The following is a 16,343-nucleotide window of genomic DNA, read 5'->3' on the forward strand; positions in this document are numbered from 1 at the left end:
AAATAAGGTTCTGAGCGGATATAATTGGGGTGGAAGAATGAAGATCGTTGTACAAAAATTTGGTGGTACTTCGGTTCAAAATGAAAAAAGTAGAAAACATGCCATTTCACATGTAAAGCAAGCTGTAACTGAAGGATATAAAGTAGTGGTAGTCGTGTCCGCTATGGGACGTGCGGGTGACCCGTATTCTACAGATTCTTTGTTATCTTTAGTGAATGGCTCAAAAGTATTAGTTTCCAAGAGAGAACAGGATCTTTTATTATCCTGTGGTGAAGTGATTTCGAGTGTAGTTTTCTCGAATGAATGCAAGCAAGCAGGATTAAATGCTACAAGCTTGACCGGAGCCCAAGCAGGCTTTCGAACGAACCAAGATCATACTTCAGCAAAAATTATCGAGATGAGATGTGATAGACTTCTTCAAGAACTAGAAGATCATGATGCCGTCATTGTTGCTGGTTTTCAAGGTGCTTCCAAGAGTGGTGAAGTGACGACGATTGGTCGTGGTGGAAGTGATACTTCTGCCTCTGCTTTAGGTGCTGCGTTAAACGCAGAATGGATTGATATTTTTACAGATGTGGAAGGAGTCATGACAGCCGATCCGCGAATTGCTGATAAGGCTAGACCACTTTCTGTTGTAACGTATAATGAAATTTGTAACATGGCCTATCAAGGAGCGAAGGTAATTCATCCTAGAGCGGTTGAGATTGCCATGCAGGCGAAGGTTCCGATTCGAGTTCGTTCAACCTATTCAGATAGTCTTGGTACCTTAGTTACAACACTAGATAGAGGGAACCGTGGAATCGATGTTAGAGAAAAACCTGTAACAGGAATTGCACATCTATCTCCAGTTACACAAATTAAGGTGGCTGCGAAGAAGGATGAATACGATTTGCAGTCGAAAGTATTTAAAGCAATGGCTGCGGAACAAATAAGCGTTGATTTAATCAACATTTCACCAAATGGTGTGGTTTATACGGTTCTGGACAGTGTAACAGAAAAGGCTTTGAACACGCTTCGTTCCATCGGCCTTGAGCCTAAGTACGAAAGAAGTTGTGCAAAAGTATCTGTTGTTGGAGCAGGTATGAATGGAGTCCCTGGAGTAGCTGCAAAGATTGTGTCAGCACTCTCTGATGAGGGGATTCGTATTTTACAATCTGCAGATAGTCATACAACAATTTGGGTTCTGGTTAAAGAAACAGACTTAAAAGCTGCTGTCAACACACTGCATGATGCATTTGAACTAGAAAAAGACACAGTTGACATAGATGCAACTTATCTACAAAATCCATAAAAGGGAGTGGTTTGATGGCTTTGTTTGGTAGAGTTTCTACAGCAATGGTTACGCCATTTGATAGTAAAGGGAATATCGATTTTAACAAAACAACGCAACTGATTGAATATCTTTTGGCAAATGGAACGGACTCTTTAGTAGTTGGTGGTACAACAGGGGAATCTCCAACTTTAACATCTGAAGAGAAGATTGCACTATTCCGCCATGCTGTTAAAGTCGTGAACAAAAGAGTACCAGTTATTGCGGGAACAGGATCGAATAACACTTATGCTACGTTAGAATTAACTAAAAAAGCAGAAGCTGCTGGCGTTGATGCTTGTATGTTAGTTGTTCCTTACTACAATAAGCCAAATCAAGCTGGTTTGTATCAGCATTTTAAAACGATTGCGGAAGGTACATCTCTTCCAGTCATGCTATATAACGTTCCTGGCCGGACGGTAACAAATATGGCACCGGCAACCGTTATTAAGCTTGCTGAAATTCCTAATATTGTGGCAGTCAAAGAAGCAAGTGGTGACCTTGATGTGATGACAGAAATTATTGCTGGGACACCTGATGAGTTCGCACTTTATAGTGGGGATGATGGTTTGACTATTCCATCTCTTTCTGTCGGGGCAACTGGTATTATTTCCGTTGCATCTCACATCATTGGAAATGAAATGCAAGAAATGATTCAATTTTTCCTATCCGGAAATGTAGGGGAAGCAGCAAAGCTTCATCAAAAATTATTACCAATCATGAATGAGCTCTTTAAAGCACCAAGTCCAGTGCCAGTAAAAACAGCTCTTCAATTAAAAGGCCTTGACGTTGGATCCGTAAGACTTCCGTTAATACCTTTAGTGGAAGAAGAAAGAACGGCATTAATGAATGTTATAAACACACTATAAACCACCAGTTTTGGTGGTTTTTTCGCGGATTTTGCGCTTCGAAAATCTGTCACGTTTCGACATGAATAGATATTGTAAAGCTTTTCCCTCATCCATTATAATGTAAGGAATAAGAGGTACGGCTTAAAACAACCTAGGAGGACTAACTTTGACAACACAAATAGAGAACATACGGATTATTCCACTTGGTGGAGTAGGAGAAATCGGTAAAAACATGTACGTGGTTGAGGTTGAAAATCAGTTATTTATTTTAGATAGTGGATACATGATGCCAGAAGATGAAATGCTGGGAATTGATATTGTAATTCCTGACTTAACATACATAATTGAAAATAAAGCGAGAGTGAAGGCTATCTTCCTTTCTCATGGACACGACGATCAAATTGGGGCCTTACCATTTTTATTAAGGCATGTACAATGCCCAGTCTATGGTGCAAAACTTACTCTGACCTTAGCAAAAGCTCAGTTAAAAGAGCACGGTTATAAAGGAAAACATCGCTTTTTTGAGATTGATTCCAATCGTGATCTTACATTCGGGGAGACGAAGGTATCTTTCTTTAGGACAAACCATACGATTCCAGATTCGTTTGGGATATGCATACATACAGATCAAGGTGCCATTGTCTATTCAGGTGATTTTAAGTTTGATCAATCGGCAACAGGGAAGTACCGTGCAGATCTTGGAAAGATGGCTCAAATTGGACAAAGCGGGGTCCTTTGTCTTTTATCGGACAGTATGCAAGCAGAAACACCTGGATACACAACCTCTGATGCATTTCTTTATAAAGAAATGTCAAATGCATTTGGTGGAGCAAATGGCCGTATGATTGTTGGCTGTTATACATCTGATTTGATCAGAATTCAACAAGTTTTTGATGCAGCTTACGAGAATAATAGAAAAGTAGCTGTGTTTGGAAAACAACTGAAGCGATTCTTTGAAGGTGCCATTAACGGAGGTTATTTGAATGTACCAGAAGACATTCATATCTCAACAGATGAAATGCGTAAGTATGAGGATCATGAATTAGTCATTTTAGTCACGGGTAGCCAAGGCGACTTACTAGAAGCACTTCAAAAAATGGCGAAGAAACAACATCGCACCATTCACATTGATGAGAGTGATACGGTTCTCCTATCCACTCCAGTACCAATGGGTGGTGAAGTGTTTGTATATAGAACACTTGATTTATTAAGTCGTTCGGGTGCTCATGTTATTTCATCTCATAAACATTTAAGAGCAGATGGACACGGTAGTCAAGAAGACCTTAAACTCATGATGAATTTAATGCAACCCAAATACCTCATTCCGGTACATGGAGAATATAGAGCTTTATATGCACATGCTAAAATCGGAAAAGAAGCTGGTATTTCTCCTGAAAATATTCTCATTCCAGACCGTGGAGATATCATTGAATGTAGTGAGAAAGGGATCTCCCAAATTGGAAAAGTCCCAGCTGGCAATGTTCTCATTGATGGAATTGGTGTGGGAGATGTTGGGAACATCGTACTGCGTGACCGTAAGCTCCTGTCGCAGGACGGAATCTTCATCATTGTTGTTACCATTAACAAAGCGAAGAAAGAAGTCACGGCAGGACCAGAGGTATTATCAAGAGGTTTTGTATACGTAAGAGAATCAGAAAAGCTAATGGAAGAATCCGCAACGAAGGTAAAAGAAATCGTAGAAACAACACTGCTGGAGTCCAAACATATTGACTGGGCTTCACTAAAACAAAACATCCGAGATCAACTATATTCCTATCTCTTTGAAAAAACAAAAAGACGCCCAATGATCTTACCGATTATTATGGAAGTGTAAAAAAACAAATCCCCTTCCAAAGGTTTGGACTTTCTAGAATGAATTTCATCTTCAGGTTCATACTAGTCCTATAACCTTTGTTGAAAGGGGATTTTTGTATGTTTACAAACTCAAACAAACAACCAGAACAAGAGGGCCAAAAAGACGAACAAAAATCAGGTTTGTTGGATAAAATCCAACAACTAGGTCAAACCAATGTTCCACAAATGCCAACGGATACAAAGATTCATTGTCTAACGATTGTCGGGCAAATTGAAGGACATATGCAATTACCTCCACAAAATAAAACAACGAAGTATGAACATGTGATTCCGCAAATTGTAGCAATCGAGCAAAACCCAAATATTGAGGGATTACTCGTCATTTTAAACACTGTAGGTGGAGATGTAGAGGCAGGATTAGCTATTTCTGAAATGCTTGCATCCCTATCAAAACCAACAGTCTCATTAGTATTAGGAGGCGGTCACTCTATTGGTGTTCCAATCGCCACATCTTGTGACTACAGTTTTATCGCAGAAACCGCCACAATGACCATCCATCCAGTTCGCCTAACTGGGTTAGTTATTGGGGTACCACAAACCTTTGAATATTTGGATAAAATGCAAGAAAGAGTCGTTCGTTTTGTTACCGAACATTCTAATATTACAGAAGAAAAATTTAAGGACTTAATGTTTGCTAAAGGAAACCTAACAAGAGATATCGGAACTAACGTTGTGGGAAAAGACGCTGTAAAGTACGGGTTAATTGACGAAGTCGGTGGAATTGGATTGGCATTGAAAAAGTTGAACGAATTAGTGGAGCAGCATAAAGGATCACAAGACCAGGAAGGACTAGTGCAATGAGTGTATTGTATACAACGGTACCACATGAGCAAATATTTCCTACAGACTCAAATGTTTATGGTAAGCAAATGATGATGGAACACAATGGAATTCCGGTCCTAGTGGAGCAGGAAGAGGAAGGATTTAGCTATAGGATTGTCAAAGTAATGAGTAGTGATCCTAGTCACTTTCTAAGAGATGATTGTTGTCCAGGTACAAGAATATCGTTTACACCACAACAAGGTCAATTATGATATAATGGACATCTAGAAGCAGCCACTTTTTGGCTGCTTATTTAGTACATAATGTTGGAATTAGATAGGTGATGGTATGTCTAAAAAGAAAAAGAGAAAAAGTGCATCCCGAAAAGAACTGAAAAGAACGGTAAAATATGAGATAGCAGCCCTACTACTGTTGGCAGTAACTTTAGTTGCAGCATTAGATTTGGGTGTCATTGGTAAAGCCGTTATATTTGTTTTTCGATTCTTTTTTGGAGAATGGTATGTACTCTTGTTATTAGCAATGATTTTATTAAGTTTTCAATTTATGTGGAAAAGGGAATGGCCCTACCTTTTGAGTCGGAGATTACTAGGGATCTATATTATAACCTGTTCCCTTCTGTTGTTAAGCCATGTCACCTTATTTGAGCTACTAGTAACGCAAAATTCGATTCAGCACCCAAGTGTCATATCAAATACTTGGGAATTGTTCTGGATGGATGTAGATGGTGAAACGTCAACCCATGATTTAGGTGGAGGTATGGTGGGGGCATTTGTTTTCGCTTTCTCTTTTTTCTTAGTGGATTCATTAGGGACCAAGATTTTAGCTGTTGTATTGATTATGATTGGACTAGCCCTCCTTACCGGGAAGACGTTTGGAGATTTATTTGGGAAAGGTATAGAAAGGGCAAGTGCGTTCTTTAAGAAACAATGGTCCATGTTTAAAAAAGATATGTCTACATATAAAGTAAAACGAAAAGAAAAAAAGCAACATAAACAAGAAGAGCGTGAGAATCAAACAGAGGATGAGGAAGAAGTTGAAGTGGTTCAGCTTCAGCCAGAGCCACGAGAAGAGCCGATTATTTCGAACTTTGCAGAAGTCGCTTATCGAAACAGCGATCAGCCAAAAGAAAAGAAATCATCCAAGGATGAAGAAGCAACCGATACATCCAGTGATATTGTTCCTGCCATTCAATTTAGTGAAGTAGAGAATAAAGATTACCAACTACCACCACTGCGTTTGTTACATGCTCCAAAGCAATCTGACCAAAGTGGGGAATATGAGCTTATTCATGCTAATGCAGCGAAGCTTGAAAGAACGTTCCAAAGCTTTGGAGTTAAAGCCAAAGTAACACAGGTTCATATTGGACCTGCCGTTACGAAGTATGAAGTATATCCAGATATTGGTGTTAAGGTTAGTAAAATTGTAAACTTATCGGATGACTTAGCTTTAGCTTTAGCTGCGAAAGATATTCGGATTGAAGCCCCGATACCTGGAAAATCGGCAATTGGAATTGAAGTCCCGAATTCAGAGGTGGCAATGGTTAGTCTTCGCGAAGTATTGGATGCGACAGCAACTGAAAAACCTGAATCGAAGTTATTGATTGGCTTAGGACGAGATATTACGGGGGAAGCTGTGTTTGCCGAACTGAACAAAATGCCGCATCTTTTAGTAGCAGGAGCAACGGGTTCAGGGAAGAGTGTATGTGTCAATGGCATAATTACCAGTATTTTAATGCGGGCAAAGCCACATGAGGTAAAACTTATGATGATTGACCCTAAAATGGTTGAACTCAATGTGTACAATGGAATCCCTCATTTACTTGCGCCAGTTGTAACAGATGCCAAAAAAGCATCACAGGCACTTAAAAAAGTCGTAAGTGAAATGGAAAGACGCTATGAGTTATTCTCTCATACAGGTACAAGAAACATTGAAGGGTACAACGAACTTGTAAGAAAACAGAATGCTGAGAATGAAGAAAAACAACCATTATTGCCATTCATCGTCGTTATTGTGGATGAGTTAGCAGATTTAATGATGGTTGCTTCGAATGATGTGGAGGATTCTATTACTCGTTTAGCGCAAATGGCTCGTGCAGCTGGCATTCATCTAATAATCGCTACTCAGCGTCCATCTGTAGATGTTATTACAGGAGTCATCAAAGCGAATATTCCTTCGCGTATTGCCTTTGCAGTTTCTTCCCAAACCGACTCCCGAACGATTCTTGATATGGGAGGAGCAGAAAAACTACTTGGAAGAGGAGATATGCTTTTCCTACCAGTAGGTGCTGCGAAACCTACCCGTATTCAAGGGGCCTTCATGTCCGACGAAGAAGTAGAGGAAATTGTAGAGTATGTTGTCGCTCAGCAAAAAGCACAATACAACGAGGATATGATTCCAGAAGAGGTCGTGGAGAATCGAGAGGAAGTAGATGACGAATTATATGAGGATGCAGTTGACTTAGTTGTTGATATGCAATCCGCTTCTGTCTCCATGCTACAAAGACGCTTTAGGATTGGATATACTAGAGCAGCTCGCCTGATTGATGAAATGGAATTACGTGGTATTGTAGGACCTTATGAAGGAAGTAAACCAAGAACGGTCCTTGTCACTAAATCAAGCGATGAGGCAACACCTTCTTAAAAGGAATCGAAGTTGAAAAAATACAAAAATAACGATAGAAAGAACCATACTAGCAATCCGAAAAAGTATGGTTCTTTTGCATTTAATTACTTCGAGTAGCGAATCATATATCAATATTCGACAAAAATGGTATAACACTATTTATTAATAGGTCGAAAAATGATATAGTATTTTCGGTTAGTAGGAATACTTTGAGTTTGAAAAAGTAGAAATGCTGGAGGACCACTATGACTGTAAAACCCGACCAACGCCACTTGTACCTTCAAGTGATTGACAAGTTGAAACAGAGTATCGAAGAGGGTACATACAAGATGAAGGAACGGTTACCTTCAGAGTTTGAATTATCCAAACAACTAGGGGTCAGCCGCGCAACACTAAGAGAAGCTCTTCGAGTATTGGAAGAAGAGAATGTGATAGTTCGTAGGCATGGAGTAGGAACTTTCGTCAATTCCAAACCAATATTAAACTCAGGGATTGAACAGTTAAATAGTGTAACTGGCATGATTGAAAATGCCGGGCTACGTCCAGGAACTATTTTTTTAAATTCAAGTGATATCGGTTCCACAGAAGAGGATCAGCGTCGTTTTTCGCTCAAAAATGGAGAAGACTTACTCATGATTGAAAGGGTACGCACAGCGGATGGAGAGCCTATCGTGTACTGTCTTGATAAAATTCCAAGGTCTATTTTATCTGATTCATTTACACATAATCAGGACTCTATCTTCAAACTACTAGAACAAAGGGCGAATTGTAAGATAACCTATGCGGTCTCTGAAATAGAACCCATTGGGTATCATGAAAAAATTTCACCTATTCTTAATTGCGACCCTGAAACCGCACTTTTGTTACTTAAACAACTCCATTATGATGAAAATGACAGACCTGTATTGTATTCCGTGAACTACTTTCGAGCCGATGCCTTTCGCTTCCAAGTGGTAAGAAGACGATAACCATGAAAGAAGCGATTAAGCATACACTACTAAATGAAGTTTAATAACAATAGGAGGGTCAAAACCTTGAAAAAACGTAAATATGGTCTAGTACTTTCACTCGTTTTAGCTGCAGGTACATTCCTAGGCGCTTGTGGAAATGCTGAAAAAGAAGAAGGTACTCAAGGTAATAACGAAGGAACAGAAGATGCATTTACAGTTGCAATGGTAACGGACGTTGGTGGAGTAGATGATAAATCTTTCAACCAATCAGCATGGACAGGTCTTAAAGAATTCGGTTCTGAAAACGGTCTTGAGCAAGGTACTTCTGGGTACCATTACCTACAATCCAAAAATGATGCAGACTATGCAACAAACTTAAATACTCTAGTACGTGAAGATTTTAATCTTATCTACGGTATTGGTTATAAATTAAAAGATGCAATCACAACAGTTGCAGGCCAAAGAACTGATACAAATTTTGCAATTGTAGATGATGTTGTTGAATTAGACAACGTAGCTAGCATCACTTTCAAAGAGCACCAAGGTTCATTCTTAGTTGGTGTAGTAGCTGGTCTTACAACGAAAACAAACAAAATCGGTTTCGTTGGTGGAATTGACAGTGAGCTTATTAACAAGTTTGAATATGGATTCCGCGCTGGAGTACAAGCAGTTAACCCAGATGCTACTGTTGATGTAACTTATGCGGGTGCATTTGATAAGCCTGACCAAGGTAAAACAATTGCAGCTACAATGTATGGCTCTGGTGTTGATGTAATTTACCATGCATCTGGTGCAACTGGTAACGGTGTATTCACGGAAGCAAAAGATATCAAGAAAAATGACCCAGATCGTGAAGTATGGGTAATCGGTGTTGATATGGACCAAGCTCCTGAAGGTGAGCTTACTCTAGATAGTGGAGAAACTGTAAACGTAACGTTAACTTCTATGGTTAAGCGTGTAGACGTTGCAGTTAAAGACCTTGCTGAAAAAGCTAAAAATGGTGAATTTCCAGGTGGAGAAATCATTGAGTACGGTATCGACGAAAACGGTATTGGAATTGCTCCAACACAAGATAATCTAACAGAAGACATTCTGTCAGCAGTTGAAGAGTGGACTGGAAAAATCCAAAGCGGTGAAATCGAAGTACCTAAGAACGAAGAAGAATTTAACAACTTCGAACTTTAAGGTTTACACAATAAGACCTTTTAAATCAAATAGGCCGGTGCATTACCGGCCTTTTTTCCTTAATGGCTAGAACTCTAACCGAAGCGCTATATAAGAAAACTCTATGTAACGCTTCGTTTAAAGTTTTAAAAAATAGTAGGGTCATCCATTCTACTGATTTTAGGAACTTATACTTTTTTTAAAAGTCTGACATCATACAACAATTTTTCAAAATTAAAGGGAGTGAGTATGCATGGAATATGTTATTGAGATGCTCAATATACGGAAAGAGTTTCCGGGAATCGTAGCGAATGATAATGTCACTCTCCAAGTTAAGCCTGGGGAAATTCATGCTTTATTAGGGGAGAATGGTGCTGGGAAATCAACACTTATGAATGTCCTCTTTGGTCTGTATCAACCAGAAAATGGTGAAATTCGTGTTCGAGGAGAGAAAGTCGAAATCACGAGCCCGAACATTGCCAACGATTTGGGGATCGGAATGGTCCACCAACACTTTATGCTTGTAGACGATTTTACTGTTACAGAAAATATAATACTTGGTAAAGAACCAACTAAGGGTAAATTATTTAATAACCAGAAGCATGCGAGAAACAAGGTTAAAGAAATCTCTGAAAAATATGGTTTAAAAGTGGACCCCGATGCAAGAATTGCCGATATATCGGTTGGTATGCAACAACGTGTTGAAATTTTGAAAACGCTATATCGTGGGGCAGATATCTTAATCTTAGATGAACCTACAGCCGTTTTAACACCGCAAGAAATTATGGATTTAATACAAATTATGAAAAATTTAATCCGTGAAGGTAAGTCTATTATTCTGATCACTCACAAACTGAAAGAGATTATGGAAGTTTGTGATCGAGTAACCGTCATTCGAAAAGGAGTAGGAATCGACACTTTAAATGTATCCGATACCAATCCTAATGAATTAGCAAGTTTAATGGTAGGTCGTGATGTCATATTTACAACTGAAAAAGGACAAGCAAATCCAAAGGATGTTGTGTTATCGATTGAGAAGCTAGTGGTGAAAGACTCAAGAGGTGTACCTGCAGTTAAAAACCTAAACTTAGAGCTTAAAGCGGGTGAAATTGTAGGGATTGCTGGAGTTGATGGAAATGGACAATCTGAGTTGATTGAAGCCATTACAGGTCTGCGCAAAGTGGAGTCTGGGGTCATCTCACTAAATGGAAAACAGATTCAAAATCAAAAGCCAAGAAAGATTACAGAAAGTGGTGTCGGTCACATCCCACAAGACCGTCATAAACATGGTCTTGTATTGGATTTTCCTATTGGAGAAAATATGGTTCTTCAAACGTATTACCAAAAGCCTTTTTCAAAGGGAAGCGTATTAAATTTCCCAGCCATTTACGATAAAGCACGTGCGCTCATTGAAGAGTTCGACGTACGTACACCATCTGCTACAACGCCTGCAAGAGCATTATCAGGTGGAAACCAACAAAAAGCGATTATTGGTCGTGAAGTTGACCGTAACCCAGATTTGTTAATTGCAGCACAACCTACACGTGGGTTAGACGTTGGAGCGATTGAATTTATTCATAGAAGATTGATTGAACAACGCGATCAAGGAAAAGCTGTATTACTCCTTTCCTTTGAATTAGATGAAATCATGAATGTAAGTGACAAGATTGCAGTGATCTATGAAGGTAGTATCGTAGCGGTCGTTGATCCAAAAGAAACAACTGAGCAAGAGCTTGGCCTACTGATGGCTGGTAGCACTTCTAAGGATGGTGACGATCACAATGGAAAATAAAGAGACAAGAAAAAAATTATCAGTCCTTCAAAGAGTGAATTTTAAAAGTCTTTTAATACCAGTATTATCTGTATTTTTAGGACTCATTGCTGGGGCCATCATCATGCTGTTAACAGGATATGATCCGATAAAAGCATACGGAGCCCTATGGCAAGGTTCTTTTGGGGAAATTTTTTATGTAGGAGAAACAGTTAGACAAGTTACGCCTTATATTTTATCTGGTTTAGCTGTCGCATTTGCCTTCCGTACAGGGTTATTTAACATTGGTGTGGAAGGGCAGCTTCTCGTAGGTTGGATAGCGGCTGTATGGGTAGGTTTAACGTTTGATGGATTACCAAAACTTGTTCATCTACCGCTTGCTGTTATTGCAGCAGCTCTAGCAGGTGCCATCTGGGCGTTCATTCCAGGATTACTAAAAGCACGGTACCGTGTTCACGAAGTTATTGTAACCATCATGATGAACTACATTGCCTTACATGCTACGAATTCTTTTATTCGTGACGTGATGACAGATAACAGTGACAGTACAGCTCGTGTCCCAGAGTCAGCATCATTAAGCTCTAACTTTTTATTAGAAATCACGGATTATTCACGTATGCACTGGGGATTCCTGATTGCCTTATTGGGAGCATTTTTCGTATGGTTCCTCTTAGAAAAAACAACGAAGGGTTACGAATTACGTGCGGTTGGTTTCAACCAACATGCTTCTCAATATGCGGGGATGAATGTTAATAAGAACATTATCCTATCGATGGTAATCTCAGGTGGTTTAGCTGGATTAGCTGGTGCCATGGAAGGGATTGGAACATTTAACTACGCATTTATTCACTCTGCATTCACTGGCGTAGGTTTTGATGGAATTGCTGTAGCTCTACTTGGTGGAAACACCGCAATTGGGGTTGTGCTAGCAGCCTTCCTATTTGGTGGATTAAAGAACGGTGCTTTAACCATGCAAATGGATGCTATGGTACCAACTGAATTAGTTGAAATCATCATTGCTCTTATCATTTTCTTTGTAGCAAGTAGTTATATCTTCAAATGGCTTCTTAATCGCCGTAAGAAGGGGGTGGAATAAGTGAGTTTAATGGAAGCATTACAAATCATAATTCCTAACACGATGGTATTAGCAGCACCACTTATTCTAACAGCCCTAGGTGGAGTTTTCTCAGAACGCGCCGGGGTCGTAAATATTGGACTAGAAGGACTCATGATTATGGGTGCCTTTGTTGCCATTGTTTTTAACTTAACCTTTGCAGATGCTTTAGGTGACTCGGTCAAATGGGTAGCCTTACTTGTTGCGATGGTTATATCCGGAATTTTCGCGATTTTACACGCAGTAGCATCTATTAGCTTCCGAGCAGATCAGGTAGTCAGTGGGGTAGCCATCAACTTCCTTGCACTCGGAATTGGTCTATTCTTTGTTAAAAGTGTGTATGGAAAAGGTCAAACGGATCGAATCACGGAGCCATTCTACTCTACTAACGTTCCAATTCTATCCGATATTCCGATTATCGGTGACTTGTTCTTTACGAGAGCTTATTATACTTCGTTCTTAGCGATTGCTTTAGCGATCCTTGTGTGGGTAGTGATTTTCTATACGCCGTTTGGTTTACGTCTACGTTCCGTTGGTGAACATCCAATGGCAGCAGACACAATGGGGATTAACGTTACAAAAATGAGATATACAGCCGTTATTCTAAGTGGTATGTTTGGTGGTCTTGGTGGTGCCGTTTTCGCACAAACGATTTCTGGTGACTTCGGCCATGCAACGATTACAGGACAAGGATTTATGGCTCTTGCGGCATTGATCTTTGGTAAATGGAATCCACTTGGAGCCATGGGAGCGGCTATCTTCTTTGGATTTGCTCAAAGTTTAAGCCGAATTGGTCCAAGTCTTCCATATATCGAAAACGTACCAAGTGTCATCTTACTGATTGCACCTTACGCATTAACAATCCTTGCTTTAGCTGGATTCATCGGCCGTGCAGAGGCACCAAAAGCATTAAATACTCCTTATATTAAAGGGAAACGATAGAATGAATGAAAGCCAAACTTCGATTATGGAGTTTGGCTTTTTTATGAGGTGAGGTGCTCGAATTTCCGATAGGGCGGCAGAAGTTTCCGATAGAGAGCGCAGAATTTCCGATAGAAGGCGCAGAATTTCCGATAAGACAGCAGAAGTTTCTGATAGAAGACACAAAGTTCCCGATATAGGACAAACCACTGGTTACATAAACCTTTTTTACCATAAACTTGTTAATGGCTCGTCTAAAGATGTATAGTATAAATACAAATTTCTTACACTATTCTAGACGCCAAAAAAGAATAGGAAAGATGGGAGGTAGTTGGATTGTCAGTATTGAAGGAAGAAATTCTCGATGGTAAAGGGTTTCGAATACATGTAGTCCAAGCTGATCAGTTTAAAACGAACACATTAGTATTTAAAATGAAAGCCCCTTTAAATAGAGAGGATATCACCATTAGAGCACTTTTACCTTATGTTTTACAGGCAAGTACGGAAAAATTCCCTACTACAACAAAGCTACGTTCGTATTTAGATGAACTATATGGTACTGGACTATTCGTCGACCTAGGGAAAAAGGGTGAATATCACGTTATCACCTTTTCAGTAGATATCGCCAACGAGAAGTTCTTAAAAGACCAAACTCCACTTTTAGAAAAAGCTTTCGAATTGTTATCAGATATTCTGTTAAAACCACTCGCTAAGAATGGTGCCTTTGATTCCCAAACAGTAGAACAAGAAAAGCGCACCCTGAAACAACGGATTCAAGCAGTGAATGACGACAAAATGAGATATGCTGGGGTTCGCTTGGTAGAAGAAATGTGTAAAGAGGAACCATACTCCTTGCCATTGAATGGTTTTAAGGAAGATGTGGATGCGATTACGCCGGAATCTCTTTATCAATATTTCCAGAGAGCATTTGCAGAGGATGAGTTAGATTTATATGTAGTAGGTGACGTAGAGCTTGATCGAGTTCAAAATTTTGCTGACCAATGGCTGCAGTTTGAGAACCGGGAGCCAAAGCAAATCGAAAGACGTTCAAGCAAAAATCCATCAGAAGTAAAAGAGGTTAAAGAACCTCAAAATGTAAAACAAGGAAAACTGAACATAGGGTATAGAACGAATGTTTTATACGGAGATGAGGATTACTACGCTTTCCAAGTAATGAACGGCATTCTGGGTGGCTTTTCACACTCTAAATTGTTTATCAATGTGCGTGAAAAAGCGAGCTTAGCCTATTATGCGGCAAGTCGTCTAGAAAGTCATAAAGGATTATTGTTAATCATGACTGGGATTGATATGCAAAACTACGATCAAACCGTAGCTATTGTAAAAGAACAAGTTCAGGCTATGCAAAACGGAGATTTTACCGAACAAGAAATTGCTCAGACAAAAGCTGTCATCAGAAATCAACTACTAGAAACAGTTGATACACCAAGAGGAATGACAGAGGTTCTTTATCACAATGTGGTAGCCAAGAAAAACATTGTGTTAAATGAATGGCTAGAAAAAACAGAAAGAGTAACAAAAGATGAGATTGTCTCAACAGCAAAGAAGCTTCAGTTAGATACGATCTATTTCTTAACTGGAAAGGAGCAAGCATAATGGAAAAGATACCATTCGAACAGCTCCAGGTTGATTTATACTATGAAAAAATGGAAAACGGTCTTGATGTCTATATCCTTCCGAAAAAAGGGTTTAACAAGACATACGCAACTTTCACAACAGATTATGGTTCCATTGATAATCACTTTATTCCGCATGGAAAACAAGATTATAGAAAGGTTCCTGATGGAATTGCACACTTTTTAGAGCACAAAATGTTTGAAAAAGAGGATGGGGACGTTTTTCAGCAGTTCAGTAAGCAAGGGGCTTCTGCGAATGCCTTTACAACTTTTACTAGAACGGCCTATCTATTCTCGAGTACGAGCGATGTAGAACGAAACTTAGAAACGCTCATTGACTTTGTTCAAGATCCTTATTTTACCCAAGAAACGGTTGATAAGGAAAAGGGGATCATTGGCCAAGAAATTACTATGTACGATGACAATCCTGATTGGAGATTATACTTTGGTGCTATTGAAAGTATGCACCATACCCATCCAGTTAAGTTGGATATAGCTGGTACCATTGAATCCATCTCAAAGATAACAAAAGATGATTTGTATGAATGCTATGAAACGTTCTATCACCCCTCAAACATGCTGTTGTTTATTGTTGGACCTGTTGAACCTGATCAAATTTTAAAGTTGGTCAAAGAAAATCAAGCGAAAAAAGAATACAAAGAAATGCCTCCTGTTGACAGAAAATTTGACGAAGAACCTGATACAGTAGCTGAAAAAGTCAAAACACTACATATGAACGTACAAACGGAAAAATGTATGGTAGGAGTCAAGGCTTCAAAAGTAGATATGTCAGGGGCTGAAATGCAAAAGCGGGAACAATGTGCTCAAGTCCTATTAGATATGCTTTTCGGAAAGAGTAGCGAAAACTACAAAGATCTTTATGAACAGGGCTTGATTGATGATTCCTTCTCTTATGATTACTCTCAAGAAAGAGGCTACGGGTTTGCATTAGTTGGTAGCGATACAAAGGATGCACAAGCTTTAACCCAAGCTATAACAAACATCCTAATGAAAGCAAAGACAGGAGAAGGTTTATCTGAGGAAGCATTAAATCGTTCCAAAAACAAGAAAATCGGAGGCTTCCTCCGTGCGATGAATTCTCCAGAATATATCGCAAACCAATTCACTCGTTATCGCTTTAATGATATGGATTTGTTTAATGTACTAACAGTCCTTGAATCGATTCAACTGACTGACATTAAGCAAATTGCAAGCGAACTGATTGATGAAAGTAAAATATCGGCATGTCACGTATTACCGCAACAAGAGAGCTAACCTAATAACCCTAATCACAGAGGAAAATCCTCATGGTTAGGGTTCTTTTTTGGTTATAATGGGAGTAAAGAAGT

Annotated in this window: 13 protein-coding genes; all 13 read left to right on the forward strand. The window is 39.3% G+C overall.

Annotated features, from left to right (window positions below):
• Positions 1-37: 37 nt before the first annotated feature.
• Positions 38-1,291 (forward strand): aspartate kinase, encoded by a 1,254-nt coding sequence (dapG, locus tag ABDZ91_RS12055; protein ID WP_343799293.1) that lies wholly within the window; start codon positions 38-40, stop codon positions 1,289-1,291.
• 14 nt (positions 1,292-1,305) lie between these two features.
• Positions 1,306-2,178, forward strand: a complete 873-nt coding sequence (gene dapA, locus ABDZ91_RS12060; RefSeq protein ID WP_343799295.1) for a 4-hydroxy-tetrahydrodipicolinate synthase — start codon at positions 1,306-1,308, stop codon at positions 2,176-2,178.
• A gap of 148 nt (positions 2,179-2,326) precedes the next feature.
• Positions 2,327-3,994, forward strand: a complete 1,668-nt coding sequence (locus ABDZ91_RS12065) for a ribonuclease J (RefSeq protein ID WP_343799296.1) — start codon at positions 2,327-2,329, stop codon at positions 3,992-3,994.
• Positions 3,995-4,092: 98 nt separating this feature from the next.
• Positions 4,093-4,836, forward strand: coding sequence for a ClpP family protease (locus tag ABDZ91_RS12070; RefSeq protein WP_343799297.1), 744 nt, complete (start codon positions 4,093-4,095; stop codon positions 4,834-4,836).
• On the forward strand, positions 4,833-5,069 hold the full coding sequence (locus ABDZ91_RS12075) for a YlzJ-like family protein (RefSeq protein ID WP_343799299.1): 237 nt from the start codon (positions 4,833-4,835) through the stop codon (positions 5,067-5,069). Before ABDZ91_RS12070 ends, ABDZ91_RS12075 begins: the two co-directional genes overlap by 4 nt.
• Before the next feature lie 76 nt (positions 5,070-5,145).
• Entirely contained in the window at positions 5,146-7,458 is a 2,313-nt protein-coding gene (locus tag ABDZ91_RS12080) for an FtsK/SpoIIIE family DNA translocase (RefSeq protein WP_343799301.1), read from the forward strand.
• 227 nt (positions 7,459-7,685) lie between these two features.
• Positions 7,686-8,408: a GntR family transcriptional regulator gene (locus tag ABDZ91_RS12085; protein WP_343799303.1), complete on the forward strand. Its 723-nt coding sequence runs from the start codon at positions 7,686-7,688 to the stop codon at positions 8,406-8,408.
• 66 nt (positions 8,409-8,474) lie between these two features.
• Positions 8,475-9,575 (forward strand): BMP family lipoprotein, encoded by a 1,101-nt coding sequence (locus ABDZ91_RS12090; RefSeq protein ID WP_343799305.1) that lies wholly within the window; start codon positions 8,475-8,477, stop codon positions 9,573-9,575.
• A gap of 232 nt (positions 9,576-9,807) precedes the next feature.
• A complete protein-coding gene (locus ABDZ91_RS12095; RefSeq protein WP_343799307.1) occupies positions 9,808-11,346 on the forward strand; it encodes an ABC transporter ATP-binding protein in 1,539 nt (512 codons plus the stop codon).
• Positions 11,336-12,421, forward strand: coding sequence for an ABC transporter permease (locus tag ABDZ91_RS12100; protein WP_343799309.1), 1,086 nt, complete (start codon positions 11,336-11,338; stop codon positions 12,419-12,421). The genes ABDZ91_RS12095 and ABDZ91_RS12100 overlap by 11 nt, the downstream gene beginning before the upstream one ends.
• 9 nt (positions 12,422-12,430) lie before the next feature.
• Complete coding sequence (locus ABDZ91_RS12105; protein WP_425541825.1) at positions 12,431-13,381, forward strand: ABC transporter permease; 951 nt, start codon at positions 12,431-12,433, stop codon at positions 13,379-13,381.
• A gap of 315 nt (positions 13,382-13,696) precedes the next feature.
• Positions 13,697-14,974, forward strand: a complete 1,278-nt coding sequence (gene yfmF / locus ABDZ91_RS12110; RefSeq protein WP_343799313.1) for an EF-P 5-aminopentanol modification-associated protein YfmF — start codon at positions 13,697-13,699, stop codon at positions 14,972-14,974.
• The gene (gene yfmH, locus ABDZ91_RS12115; protein ID WP_343799315.1) at positions 14,974-16,269 is read left to right on the forward strand and encodes an EF-P 5-aminopentanol modification-associated protein YfmH; all 1,296 of its coding nucleotides are present in this window, start codon (positions 14,974-14,976) and stop codon (positions 16,267-16,269) included. The genes yfmF and yfmH overlap by 1 nt, the downstream gene beginning before the upstream one ends.
• Positions 16,270-16,343: the final 74 nt, after the last annotated feature.

The sequence above is a fragment of the Bacillus carboniphilus genome (assembly GCF_039522365.1).
GTDB classification, from domain to species: domain Bacteria; phylum Bacillota; class Bacilli; order Bacillales; family JC228; genus Bacillus_BF; species Bacillus_BF carboniphilus.

Excerpts from the sequence above, each read along its gene's own strand:
- dapG (WP_343799293.1), top strand. The coding sequence starts at position 38 with ATGAAGATCGTTGTACAAAAATTTGGTGGTACTTCGGTTCAAAATGAA.
- dapA (WP_343799295.1), top strand. The coding sequence starts at position 1,306 with ATGGCTTTGTTTGGTAGAGTTTCTACAGCAATGGTTACGCCATTTGAT.
- ABDZ91_RS12070 (WP_343799297.1), top strand. The coding sequence starts at position 4,093 with ATGTTTACAAACTCAAACAAACAACCAGAACAAGAGGGCCAAAAAGAC.
- ABDZ91_RS12075 (WP_343799299.1), top strand. The coding sequence starts at position 4,833 with ATGAGTGTATTGTATACAACGGTACCACATGAGCAAATATTTCCTACA.
- ABDZ91_RS12080 (WP_343799301.1), top strand. The coding sequence starts at position 5,146 with ATGTCTAAAAAGAAAAAGAGAAAAAGTGCATCCCGAAAAGAACTGAAA.
- ABDZ91_RS12085 (WP_343799303.1), top strand. The coding sequence starts at position 7,686 with ATGACTGTAAAACCCGACCAACGCCACTTGTACCTTCAAGTGATTGAC.
- ABDZ91_RS12095 (WP_343799307.1), top strand. The coding sequence starts at position 9,808 with ATGGAATATGTTATTGAGATGCTCAATATACGGAAAGAGTTTCCGGGA.
- ABDZ91_RS12100 (WP_343799309.1), top strand. The coding sequence starts at position 11,336 with ATGGAAAATAAAGAGACAAGAAAAAAATTATCAGTCCTTCAAAGAGTG.
- ABDZ91_RS12105 (WP_425541825.1), top strand. The coding sequence starts at position 12,431 with ATGGAAGCATTACAAATCATAATTCCTAACACGATGGTATTAGCAGCA.
- yfmH (WP_343799315.1), top strand. The coding sequence starts at position 14,974 with ATGGAAAAGATACCATTCGAACAGCTCCAGGTTGATTTATACTATGAA.